Source organism: Rhodococcus sp. AG1013, from assembly GCF_003350365.1.
Classification (GTDB): domain Bacteria; phylum Actinomycetota; class Actinomycetes; order Mycobacteriales; family Mycobacteriaceae; genus Prescottella.
In genome coordinates this window covers 13,835-26,374 of the sequence record NZ_QQAT01000007.1, presented here as the reverse complement: position 1 = coordinate 26,374, position 12,540 = coordinate 13,835, and the positions used below count along the sequence as shown (strand labels likewise).

Below are 12,540 nucleotides of genomic sequence, written 5' to 3'. Positions count from 1 at the left end.
GACGGTAGAACTGCCGGGGGACATACCTATTTCCCGATCGGGTAGGTGCCCGGGCCCGTGTCACACGGCGTCGTCTTCGACCTGTTTCCCCTGTTCGACGACCCAGGCGGCGATCTGGGTGCGCGAATTGAACCCGAGCTTCGCGAGCACGTGCTCGACGTGGCCGTGGACGGTGCGCTGCGAGATCACCAACTGCTCGGCGATGGCCCTGTTGGTCAGGCCCTGCGCCACCAGTTCGGCAACCTCCTGTTCGCGTGGCGTCAGATCGGTGGCGGCGCGCTCGGCGGAGCCCTGACGGGGGAGCTCTCCCTCGGCCGCGAATACGACGATCTCGTCCCGCGTGAACCCTGATCCCTGGCGGACGGCCGCGTCGAATGCGCGGTCACCGAGAGCGCGCTGACACAGGCCACGGGCCTCCTCGCGGCTGTACCGCAGCGCCGGGATGACGACACCCGGGTTTCCGGCCGCGGACCACAGGGTGTCGGCGGCACCGAGCAGGGTCGCGCCCCGCGGGAAGTCGTGCGTCGCCGTGGCCGTCCAGGCGAGCGCTTCCACACAGACCGCGGTCCCCAGCAGGTCGTCGACATCGCCACTCAGCTTCACCGCCTGCTCGAACAGGGGACGCGCCTCCTCCGGAGCGTCGTGCCACAGCGCGAGTCCCTGCATGCTCAGGGCGTACGAGCGATAGATCGATTCTCCGTGGGCGCTGGTGATGTCGAGGACCTCGGCGGTGTACCGGGCGGTCTCCTCGCGCTCGCGGAGTACCGCGGTCGCCGTTGCCAGGCCGAGCACGGTGGTGACGTGCCGGAGCCGATTCCGGCCGGCGCGGACGGTGTCGAGGATGCTGCGGAGCAGCCGGATCGCTTCGGACGGGTCGCCGGCGTAGATCTGCAGGTGTCCGGCAGCATGGATGACGTCGACGTCGGTCTCGCGATCCCCGATCCGGGCGGCGACGTCGGATGCCTCGGCGACCAGGGCTTCCCCCGCTGCGACGTCGCCCTGGTTCGCGGCGAGGAGCGCTGCCGCGGCCAACGCCTTCTCCCGTTCGGGCGTCGGATCGCCGGCCTGCGCCGCCAGGGCCCGGCCGAGCCAGAGACGGCCCTCGTTGAGGAGGCCGCGGGAGATCCAGAAGATGTAGAGCACGTTCGCGATGCGGAGGCCGTTCTCGGCCTCGCCGGGCTCGGTCATGCAGTACTCGAGCGCATCGCGCAGGTTGGACCGTTCGCGCTGGAGTCGTGCGACCCACGCGGGCTGGTTCGGGCCGATCCACTCGTCCTCGCACTGTCGCGTCAACGCCTGGTACCAGTCCCGGTGCCGGCGGCGCAGCGCGTCGTGCTCGCCGGCCGCGTGCAGGCGCTCGAGGCCGTAGTCGCGCAGCGTCTCGAGCAACCGGTATCGCACGACGGTGTCGTATTCCTCGCGGATCAGGATGGACTTGTCGACGAGGGAGGCGACGATGTCGAGCAGATCGTGCGCGGTGAGGTCGCCGGCCGCGATCGCCTCGGCCGCATCGAGTTCGAATCCGCGCGGGAAGATCGACAGCCGCCGCCACAGCCCCTGCTCGGTGGGGGTGCACAAGTCGTGGCTCCAGTCGATACTCATGCGCAGGGTCTGCTGACGGTCGGGCGCGGCTCGGCTGCCTCCGGTGAGCAGGCGGAACCGATCGGTCAGCCGCTCGAGGACCTGGTTGACCGACATGGCCCGCAGTCGGGCCGCCGCGAGTTCGATGGGCAGGGGAAGCCCGTCGAGCTCGGAGCAGATCGCGAGGATCGTGTCGCGGTTGTCCTCGGTGAGTTCGAATCCGGGAACCGCGGCGGCGGCCCGCTCCACGAACAGGTTCACCGCCTCGTACTGTGCCAACGCCCGCGTCGGCGTCGATCCGTCCGGGACGGGGAAGCTCATCGGGGGGACGCGGAACACGGTTTCCCCGCCGATCGCGAGCGGCTCCCGGCTCGTCGCCAGGATGCGCAGTTCGGGACACGCCCGCAGCAAGGCCTCGGCGAGTTTCGCGACGGCATCGATCAGGTGCTCGCAGTTGTCGAGTACGAGCAGCTTGTTCCGGGAGGCCAGGTAATCGGTGAGGATCTGCGTGGTGGGGACCGCCGACTGCTCCCGCAGGCCGAGCGTCGCCGCCACTGCCTCGGCTGCCAGCTGCGGGTCGCGCCGCTCACCGAATTCGACCAGCCACACACCGTCGTCGAAGGCGCGCCTGGAGTCGGCGGCGACCCGGAGCGCGAGTCGTGTCTTGCCCACTCCGCCGATGCCCGTGAGCGTCACGAGACGGGAGGCAGAGAGGAGTCGTCTCGCCTCGGTCACCTCGTGGCGACGTCCGACGAAACTGGTCAGATCGAGGGGCAGGTTTCCGATCCTGCCCCGCATCGCGGGCGCCATCGTGACCCTCGTCTCCGGGACCCTGCGCTCTCGGGCCCCTGCGGTCACGCTACGCCTGTGCGCTGCACCGGTGCTGTGACCTGGTGATCTGTCGTACTGGTGAGGTTTGGCTGCGTGGCCGGCGTCGATCCGCCCGCCGCGATGGGAGACGTCGTCGATCTCTGCAGCGCAGCGGAACCGATCGTCACGAAGATGGCGGCGAGTAGTGCGCCCGCGATCAGGTCGGTGAGCCAGTGGATCCCCAGTCGGAGACCTGACCGCCACCAGGGTCGACGTCATCCGGGGCGGCCCCCGAACTCGACTCGATCTGACATCCTCGAGCGGCGTCCACTCCGGTCCGGTCGGGACCGGAGAGGACGCCCGGCAGGACGCCGGACTACTGGCCGCGGATCGCGTCGAACACCTTGGGGTCGACGAGGGTGGAGGTGTCGCCGAGGTCGCGTCCTTCTGCGATGTCGCGCAGGAGGCGGCGCATGATCTTGCCGGAGCGGGTCTTGGGCAGTTCGGGCACGACGGTGATCTGCCGCGGCTTGGCGATGGGGCTGATCTCGGTGGAGACCTGCGCGCGTAGTTCCGAAATGAGTTGTTCGCCAGTATTTTCCATGCCTTCGCGGAGGATGACGTACGCGACGATGCCCTGGCCGGTGGTCTCGTCGGCGGCGCCGACGACGGCGGCCTCGGCGATGGCGTGGTGTCCGACGAGTGCGGATTCGACCTCGGAGGTGGAGATGCGGTGGCCGGAGACGTTCATGACGTCGTCGACGCGGCCGAGCACCCACAGGGCGCCGTCCTCGTCGTACTTGGCGCCGTCGCCGGCGAAGTACCAGCCTTCCTCGGCGTAGCGGGACCAGTAGGTGTCGCGGTAGCGGTCCATGTCGCCCCAGATGCCGCGCAGCATCGACGGCCACGGCTCGTCGAGGACCAGGTAGCCGCTGCCGCCGGCGCCGAGTTCACGGGCTTCGTCGTCGACGATCTTCGCGGAGATACCGGGCAGCGGGGCCATCGCGGAACCGGGCTTGGTGGCGGTGATGCCGGGCAGCGGCGAGATCATGATCGCGCCGGTCTCGGTCTGCCACCACGTGTCGACGATCGGCGCGGTGCCGCCGCCGATGACGTCGCGGAACCAGCGCCATGCCTCCGGGTTGATGGGCTCGCCCACCGAACCGAGCAGCCGGATCGACGACAGGTCGTGCGCGTCGGGGATCTCGCGGCCCCACTTCATGAACGTGCGCACCAGCGTCGGCGCGGTGTAGTAGATGGAGACGCCGTACTTCTCGATGATCTGGAAGTGGCGGTGCTCGTCGGGGGAGTTGGGGGTGCCCTCGTAGACCACCTGCGTGACGCCGTTGCTCAGCGGCCCGTAGACGATGTAGCTGTGTCCGGTGACCCAGCCGATGTCGGCGGTGCACCAGTAGACGTCCTCACCGGCCTTGTGGTCGAACACGTTGTGGTGCGTGTACGACGCCTGCGTCAGGTAGCCGCCGGAGGTGTGGATGATGCCCTTGGGCTTACCCGTGGTGCCGGACGTGTAGAGGATGAACAGCGGATGCTCGGCGTCGAAGGCCTGCGCCTCGTGCTTGTCGGACGCCTTCTCGACGGTGTCGTGCCACCACAGGTCCCGGCCGTCGGTGATGTCGACGTCGGCACCGGTTCGCTTGACCACCAACACGTTCTGCACGGACTCGGCGCCAGCGACGGCCTCGTCGACGGCCGGCTTGAGCGGGGCGGCCTGGCCGCGACGCCACTGTCCGTCCACGGTGACGACGAGCTTGGCGGCAGCGTCGTCGATGCGTGAACGCAGCGCGGTTGCCGAGAATCCGGCGAACACCACCGAGTGGGTCAGGCCCAGGCGGGCGCACGCGAGCATCGTCACGATCGCCTCGGGGATCATCGGCATGTAGATCGCAACCCGGTCACCCGCGACGAGACCCAGCTCGGTGAAAGCGTTTGCTGCGCGGCTGACTTCGGCGAGCAGGTCGTTGTAGGTGATGTCGCGGCTGTCGCCGGGCTCACCCTCGAAGTGGATCGCGACGCGGTCGCCGTTGCCGGCGAGGACGTGCCGATCGACACAGTTGTAGGCGACGTTCAGCTCGCCGCCGACGAACCACTTGGCGACGGGGGCGTCGGACCAGTCCAGGACCTCGGTCCACGGCGTCGCCCAGTCCAGCCGGCGTGCCTGGGTGTCCCAGAAGGCGAGCCGATCCCGATCGGCCGCGGCCTGCAGTTCGGGGCCGGCATTCGCGGCGGCCGTGAACTCTGCGCTGGGCGGGTAGACCTCGTGGGCGTCGGTAGCACTGCTCGTCATCTCGGCTTGCCTTCTTTCGGTCGAGTCCTCGGGCGGAGCCTCGGGAAATGTCACTGCGACGGTTCTCGCACGTGTGAGGGTAGTCACACGTGACCGGCGTCGCAGGGTCGCCTCCCGCGGAGCGGTCGCTGCCTGCGACTACCGGTCGATTCTCTGCGACGGATGGTTCGCGCGCACGGTTTGCACCCGGACATCTCGCCGCGGATTCGGCGACGCGGCTCGGTACGACGTTGCGATCGGGCTTCGAAACGGTGCCGATCCGACCGGGGGCCACCGGACCCCGGCGGCCGCGATCGAAGGCTGTCTATCGTCGCAACCACCAACCGAGCACTTCGGGAGGTGGGCAGTGGCTGTTCGACGACGGATCGCACGCGCCGCGGTGTCGGCGCTGGTGGTGGCACTGGCCGCGTCGCTGCTCGCGGCGTGCACCGGCGGGGTGGGTTCGGGCACGGGCATCGTCTACGCGTGGAGCGGCGAACCGCAGAACCCGCTGATCCCGACGGACACGAGTGAGAACACCGGTGGTCGGGTCCTCGACGCGCTGTTCGCGGGCCTGGTCTCGTACACCGCCGACGGCGGGGTCGAGAACGAGGTGGCGCAGTCGATCGAGACGGCGGACGGGCAGAACTACACCGTGACGATCGAGGACGGGTGGACGTTCACCGACGGCACCGCCGTCACGGCGCGGTCGTTCGTCGACGCGTGGAACTATGGCGCCCTGTCCACCAACGCACAGTTGCAGTCGTCGTTCTTCGACCCGATCCAGGGCTACGACGACGTCGCGGTCGCGAATCCCACGGCGATGACGATGTCCGGGCTTCGGGTGGTCGACGACCGCACGTTGACGATCACGCTGAAGCAGCCGGAGGCGGCGTTCCCGATGCGGCTCGGGTTCGCGGCGTACTACCCCCTGCCGCGGGCCGCGTACGCCGACATGGCCGCGTTCGGGCAACATCCGATCGGAAACGGCCCGTATCGGCTCGCCAACGACGATGCGTGGCAACACAATGTGCGCATCGATCTGCTGTCCAACCCGGACTATCGCGGCAATCGTTCCGCCCGCAACGAGGGCGTGAGCTTCGTGCTCTACAGCAATCTCGACACCGCGTACACCGATCTGTTGTCGAACAACCTGGACGTCCTGGACGGGGTGCCGTCGAGTGCACTCGACACGTTCCAGGACGATCTGCCGGGGCGCACCGTCAACCAGCCGTCCGCGACGATCGAGACCTTCACGATCCCGGAACGCCTGCCGCGCTTCAGCGGCGAGGAGGGCAGGCTGCGCCGGCAGGCCATCTCGCAGGCGATCGACCGACAACAGATCACCGACCGGCTGTTCGCTGGCACCCGGACACCGGCACGGGACTTCACCAGCCCCGCCGTGCCCGGCTGGACCCCCGACCTGGTGGGAGTCAGCAACCTCGACTTCGCGCCCGACCGCGCCCGACAACTGTGGGCGCACGCCGACGCGATCGCACCGTGGAGTGGGACGTTCGCGATCGCCTACAACTCCGACGGCGGACACCAGGACTGGGTGGACGCCGTCTGCAACAGCATTCGCAACACCCTCGGCATCGACGCCCGGGGTGCGCCGTATCCGACGTTCGCGCAGTTGCGGACCGAGGCCACCGAGCACACGATCCGGACGGCGTTCCGGTCCGGTTGGCAGGCCGACTACCCGCAGCAGTACGGGTTCCTGGCGCAGAACTATCAGACGGGAGGCAGTTCCAACGACGGCGAGTACTCCGACCCGGAGTTCGACGCCCTGCTGCGCGCGTCGGCGGGCGCGACCGATCCGGTCGAGGCGCAGCAGTTGATCGACCGCGCCCAGGAGATCCTGCTGCGGGACCTGCCTGCCGTGCCCAACTGGAACCGCAACGCGTCCGGCGGGTGGTCCGAGTACGTGACCAACGTCCGGATCGGATGGGACGGTGTGCCGCTCTACTACCTGGTCGAGAAGAAGTGACCCATGCTGCGATACACCGGCCGCCGTGTCCTGCAGATGATCCCGGTGTTCCTCGGGGCCACGTTCCTCATCTATGCGCTGGTGTTCCTGCTGCCCGGGGATCCGGTCGCCGCGCTGGCGGGTGACCGGGCGCTCACGCCGGCGGTCACCGAGCAGCTGCGCGCGCGGTACCACCTGGACCAGCCGTTCCTGGTGCAGTACCTGGAATACCTGAAGGGCATCCTCACCTTGGACTTCGGGACGTCGTACTCCGGGCGTCCGGTCAGTGAAGTTCTGGCACAGGCATTTCCGATCACCCTGAAGCTTGCGGTGATGGCGGTGGCGATCGAGACGGTGCTCGGCGTGGGGGCCGGACTGCTCGCGGGCCTGCGGCAGGGCGGCCTGTTCGACAGCACGGTGCTGATCCTGAGTCTGGTACTCATCGCGGTCCCCGTGTTCGTGATCGGGTTCCTCGCCCAGTTCTTCATCGGAATCCGTTGGGGCCTGGCCCCGCCCACGGTGGGCGCCGACACCAGCGTCGCGCGACTGTTGCTGCCCGCGTGTGTGCTCGCGTCGGTGTCGTTCGCGTACGTCCTGCGGCTCACGCGCACATCGGTCGCCGTCACCCTCACGGCCGACTACGTGCGGACCGCGACCGCGAAGGGGCTGTCCCGGCCGCGGGTCGTGTGGGTCCACGTGCTGCGCAACTCGCTGATCCCGGTGGTCACGTTCCTCGGCGTGGACCTCGCGGCGCTGATCGGCGGTGCCGTCGTCACGGAGGGCATCTTCAACATCAACGGCGTCGGCGGCACGATCTACCAGGCCGTCATCCGCGGTGAGGCGCCGACGGTCGTGTCGTTCGTGAGCGTGCTGGTGGTCGTGTACCTGGTGGCGAACCTGCTCGTCGATCTGTTGTACGCGGTGCTGGATCCCAGGATTCGCTATGTCTGATCCGTCCGGGGGCGGCGGCATGTGGGCATCGGCCTGGCAGCGACTGCGGCGGCGGCCGATGTTCTTCGTCGCGTGCCTGATCCTGTTCGTCGTGGCGGCGGTGGCGCTGTTCCCGTCGGTGTTCACGGACGTCGATCCGCACTACTGCACGATCGCGGACAGCCTCGCACCGCCGCGCGCCGGGCACTGGTTCGGGTTCGATCGTCAGGGTTGTGACGTGTACGCGCGGACGGTGTACGGCGCGCGGCCGTCGGTGACGGTGGGCGTGTGCGTCACGGTCGCGGTGACGGTGACCGGTGTGCTGTTCGGTGCGTTGGCCGGCTACTACGGCGGCTGGGCCGATTCGCTGCTGTCGCGCGTCGCCGACATCTTCTTCGGGATCCCGCTGATCCTCGCGGCGATCGTGCTGATGCAGTTGTTCGCCGACCGCACCATCTGGACGGTGGTTGCGGTGCTGGCGCTCTTCGGGTGGCCGCAGATGGCGAGAATTGCTCGTGGAGCGGTCATTTCGGCGAAATCGCACGACTACGTCCTCGCGGCGCGGGCGGTGGGAATGACTCGTCCGGGGATCCTGCTGCGCCACGTGCTGCCCAACGCGCTCGCCCCGATCATCGTCGTGGCCACGATGTCGCTGGGCACGTTCATCGTTGCGGAGGCGACGCTGTCGTTCCTCGGGATCGGGTTGCCGCCCAGCACCGTGTCGTGGGGCGGCGACATCAGTACCGCGCAGGTGACGCTGCGGCGGGGCTCGCCCATCCTGTTCTATCCGGCCGGAGCCCTGGCCGTCACCGTGCTGGGGTTCGTGCTGCTGGGGGACGCGCTGCGGGACGCCCTGGACCCGACCACGGCGAGGCGACGATGACCGATCCGGTGCTCGCGGTCGAGGGCCTCGCGGTGACCTTCGGGTCGGGTGCGGGCGCGGTGCACGCGGTGCGTGGCGTCGACCTGACGGTGCATCCGGGCCAGACGGTGGCTGTCGTCGGCGAATCCGGTTCCGGCAAGTCCACGCTCGCGCACTCGATCATCAATCTGCTGCCCGGCTCGGGGCGGGTGACCGGGGGCCGGATCCTGTTCGACGGCGTGGATCTGGCCCGGGCGTCGAAGCGCGAGTTCGTGCGCGTGCGCGGGAACGGGATCGGATTCGTGCCGCAGGACCCGGCCACCAACCTCGATCCGGTGTGGACCATCGGATTCCAGGTACGGGAGACGCTGGCCGCCAACGGGATTGCAAAGGGACGAAGCGGGCGCCGGCGGGCGGCCGAACTGCTCGGGGAGGCGGGCCTGGACGACGCCGAGGCGCGGGCCGGGCAGTATCCGCACGAGTTCTCGGGCGGTATGCGTCAGCGGGTGTTGATCGCGATCGGCCTCGCGGCGCGTCCGCGCCTGCTGATCGCCGACGAGCCGACCTCGGCGTTGGACGTGACGGTGCAGCAGCGCGTCCTCGACCACCTCGCGGAGTTGACGGGCGAACTCGGCACGGCGGTGCTGCTCATCACACACGACCTGGGTGTCGCCGCCGAGCGTGCCGAGCACGTGGTGGTGATGCGCGCGGGGTCGGTCGTCGAATCCGGTCCGGCCGAACGGATTCTGCAGGACCCGGAGCATCCGTACACGCGCCGGCTCGTGGCCGCGGCGCCGTCGTTGTCGGCGGGGTCGGTGCGGCCTCGTCCGCCGGCGCCGAGTGCCGCACCGCTGCTCGTCGTCGCCGGCCTCCGCAAGGTGTTCCGGCATCGCGGCGCGCGACGCGGCCGTCACATGGACGGCGGCGTCGTCACCGCCGTCGACGACGTCTCGTTCGCCGTCGAGCGGGGCACCACGACCGCGATCGTCGGCGAGTCCGGATCCGGTAAGTCGACGGTCGCGCGCATGGTCCTCGGACTCCTGACACCCGACGCCGGTTCGGTCGTGTTCGACGGCACGGACATCGCGGCACCGGAGCACCGGGAGAAGGACTTCCGACGTCGGGTCCAGCCGGTGTTCCAGGATCCGTACGGCAGCCTGGATCCCACGTACTCGGTGTTGCGCATCGTCGAGGAGCCGTTGCGGGTGCATCGGATCGGTGGGCGCGGCGACCGAGTCGACCGGGTGCGTGAACTCCTGGATCGGGTCGCGTTGCCGGCGGAGATGATGCGACGCTTCCCCGCCGAGCTGTCCGGCGGTCAACGCCAGCGGGTCGCGATCGCGCGGGCGCTGGCGCTCGGGCCGGATCTGGTGGTGTGTGACGAGGCGGTGTCGGCGCTCGACGTCGTGGTCCAGGACCAGATCCTGCGGCTGCTCGACGAGCTGCAGCGCGAGCTGGGTCTGACGTACGTGTTCATCAGTCACGATCTGGCCGTCGTACGCCGGATCGCCGACCGGGTGGTGGTGATGCACGACGGTCGGGTGGTCGAGTCCGCGCCGACCGAGGAGGTGTTCGAGCGCCCCGGCCACGAGTACACCCGGCGGCTGCTCGACGCGATCCCCAGCGGCCGGCGGCCGCGACCGGACCGCGGAGGGGCGGGCGGGGCGGCGGGGTAGCGTCTGCAACCGTGAGTGATCCCGTGACTGATCCCCTGCAGCCGCTGTTGGACCTGCCCGGTGTGCGCGAGGCAGCGGACCGCGCGCGCGACGCGCTCGGCGAGGTGCATCGGCACAAGACGAACCGCCGAGGTTGGCCGCAGACCGCCACCGAGGCGTCCGTCCGCGCCGCCCGCGCGTCCGCGTCGATCGACGGCGGGTCGACCGAGCTGCCCCTCCCCGGGACCGTCGGCGATCCCGTGCTGTCCGGTGCGTTGCGCGTCGCGCAGGCCCTGGACGGGGATTCGCTGACGGTCATCCTCCCCACCTGGCAGCGCGCCCCGCTACAGGCCCTGGCCCGCCTGCACCTGCTCGCGGCCGCGGACCTCGTCGACGATCCGGAAGCGCTGGGACGCCCGCGCAGCGATCCGGGAGTGGGGGAGCGGCTGGACATGCTGGCCCAGCTGATCACCGGGGGCACCCGGGTTCCGGCGCCGGTGCTCGCGGCCGTCGTCCACGGCGAGTTGGCCGCACTCCGACCGTTCGGGGTCGCTGACGGCATCGTCGCCCGCGCTGCCTCTCGACTGGTGGCCATCTCAACCGGACTGGACCCGCACAATCTGGGTGTGCCGGAGGTGAGTTGGATGCGGCGGGCTCCGGCGTACCGGGACGGCATCACCGGATTCGCGTCGGGCACGCCGGAGGGCGTGGGCAGCTGGGTGATCCTGTGCTGCGGCGCGCTCGAGGCCGGAGCGCGGGAGGCGATGTCGATCGCGGAGGCCGCCGCCGGCTGAGGTGTGATCGGGCGCGGGATCGTGCCCGCACATGCGAAGCGGGTGGTGTCACCGACGATGATCGGTGCCGCCACCCGCTAGCACGGACTGCCGGGTTACCAAGCGTGCAAATGTGGGTTGTGTGTCAACGGCCTCGGCGTGGGCTCGGGCGGTGCCGGGTCGTCCCCGCAACCAGTGCGGAGTCCTCACCGTCAGTCATCCGAGTCACGCAGGCCCACAACGCTTCTGCCCTTATAGTGGCTTGCTGCTTCGCGTGGGTGCCTGGTGTCCGTGCTGGGAAGTCCGTTTGGGGGATCGATCCTTCTCTTCCGGATCGGTCCTGGCCTGTCGGCCTTCCGTAACTCCTTTGTACCCCGTGCTCCGACCCACTTCAAGTGGCAATTTTCCTTTGTGGCAGATGCGCGTTCATCGCTTCCGGCGTCGCATGCTGTAGGTGAACACGCCCGCGACGGCGGCGCTCGAGAGCACCGCCGCGGCCGCCGCTACGGTGGTGCGTGACGGCGACTGGAGCCGGGCGCGCAGCGAAACCGGATTGGAGAAAGACAATACGGGCCAAGCGCTTTCGGCGGCTGCTTTTCGCAGAGCCCGGTCCGGATTGACCGCGGTCGGGTGGCCGACGGCCTGCAGCATGGGTATGTCCGTCACCGAATCCGAGTACGCGTAGCACCGCGACAGGTCGTAGCCGTGCCGGTCGGCGAGCGCGTGCATCGCCTCGACCTTGCCGTCGCCGTAGCAGTAGAACTCGAGCTCGCCGGTGTACCGGCCGTCCTCGACCACCATGCGGGTCGCGGTGCTGTGCGTGGCGCCCAGGGCCTCGGCGATGGGCGCCACCACCTCCTCGCCCGACGCCGACACGATCACGATGTCGTGGCCGCGGAGCTTGTGGTCCGCGATGAGATCGGCCGCCTCGGCGTAGATCAACGGATCGACGATGTCGTGCAACGTCTCGGCGACGATGCCGCGGATCTGCTCGACGTCCCAGCCGGCCGTCATATTCGTCAGATGCGTACGCATCCGCTCCATCTGGTCGTGGTCGGCGCCGGAGAGGAGGAAGAGGAACTGCGCGTAGCTGCTCTGCAACACCGAGCGGCGGGTGATGAGCCCCTGCGCGAAGAACGGCTTGCTGAACGCCAGTGCGCTCGATTTGGCGATCACGGTCTTGTCCAGATCGAAGAACGCGGCCACGCGGCCGCGTTCGGTGAGTTCGCTCGGGGAGGCGTTCACCTGACCGAGGATAGGCGAGGGGCTGCGCGCCGCGATCGACGACACGGGATGTGGCGGGGCGGGCGGTGAGGTCTAATCGGACGTTCCGGGCGGGCCTGCGAATTGATGAACTTGCAAATAAACCTGGATCTGGGTGTATTATTGCTTCTACCTGGACGCGATCCAGGCGTGTTCAGCCCGACCCCCCGGGGCTGAACTCTGACGACCCCCGCCTCCTCCCCCCCTGGCGGGGGTCGTCCCCTAACTTCTCCTTTCCCGGTTCGAACTCGCGGTGATGACGCGCGCTCGCCGTCCGTCCGCGGTTCCAGATCCTGTGGTTCACCAAGGTTTCCGTCCGGCGTTATCCGGGGCATTTTCGCAGCGTTCCGTCGGGATTCCCGGGTTCCCGGCGTGCGGCCGCGGGCGGCAATCCGCTGCCGGGCGCGGTAATTCGG

8 protein-coding genes are annotated in these 12,540 nt (G+C 69.2%); 5 read left to right on the top strand and 3 right to left on the bottom strand.

The features are described from left to right. Window positions 1-60: 60 nt before the first annotated feature. Both DEU38_RS11035 and acs read right to left on the bottom strand, forming a co-directional pair. A complete protein-coding gene (locus DEU38_RS11035) occupies window positions 61-2,391 on the bottom strand; it encodes a LuxR C-terminal-related transcriptional regulator (RefSeq protein WP_114721069.1) in 2,331 nt (776 codons plus the stop codon). Window positions 2,392-2,767: 376 nt separating this feature from the next. After that, window positions 2,768-4,696 (bottom strand): acetate--CoA ligase, encoded by a 1,929-nt coding sequence (gene acs, locus DEU38_RS11030; RefSeq protein ID WP_114721066.1) that lies wholly within the window; start codon window positions 4,694-4,696, stop codon window positions 2,768-2,770. A gap of 346 nt (window positions 4,697-5,042) precedes the next feature. On the opposite strand from acs, the gene DEU38_RS11025 reads away from it, so the two are divergent. The 5 genes from DEU38_RS11025 to DEU38_RS11005 are packed head-to-tail and all read left to right on the top strand — an operon-like array spanning window position 5,043 to window position 10,882. After that, window positions 5,043-6,662 (top strand): ABC transporter substrate-binding protein, encoded by a 1,620-nt coding sequence (locus DEU38_RS11025; protein ID WP_114721063.1) that lies wholly within the window; start codon window positions 5,043-5,045, stop codon window positions 6,660-6,662. A gap of 3 nt (window positions 6,663-6,665) precedes the next feature. Further along, window positions 6,666-7,592, top strand: a complete 927-nt coding sequence (locus DEU38_RS11020) for an ABC transporter permease (protein ID WP_114721060.1) — start codon at window positions 6,666-6,668, stop codon at window positions 7,590-7,592. After that, window positions 7,585-8,454 carry an ABC transporter permease gene (locus DEU38_RS11015; RefSeq protein ID WP_397484594.1) on the top strand — a complete coding sequence of 290 codons (870 nt, stop codon included), beginning with the start codon at window positions 7,585-7,587 and terminating at the stop codon, window positions 8,452-8,454. The genes DEU38_RS11020 and DEU38_RS11015 overlap by 8 nt, the downstream gene beginning before the upstream one ends. Then, on the top strand, window positions 8,451-10,109 hold the full coding sequence (locus DEU38_RS11010; RefSeq protein WP_114721057.1) for an ABC transporter ATP-binding protein: 1,659 nt from the start codon (window positions 8,451-8,453) through the stop codon (window positions 10,107-10,109). Before DEU38_RS11015 ends, DEU38_RS11010 begins: the two co-directional genes overlap by 4 nt. Window positions 10,110-10,132: 23 nt before the next feature. Further along, window positions 10,133-10,882: an oxidoreductase gene (locus tag DEU38_RS11005; protein ID WP_114721054.1), complete on the top strand. Its 750-nt coding sequence runs from the start codon at window positions 10,133-10,135 to the stop codon at window positions 10,880-10,882. 405 nt (window positions 10,883-11,287) lie between these two features. Here DEU38_RS11005 and DEU38_RS11000 read toward each other — a convergent pair whose 3' ends face one another. After that, complete coding sequence (locus DEU38_RS11000; RefSeq protein ID WP_114721374.1) at window positions 11,288-12,106, bottom strand: HAD-IB family hydrolase; 819 nt, start codon at window positions 12,104-12,106, stop codon at window positions 11,288-11,290. Window positions 12,107-12,540 lie beyond the last annotated feature (434 nt).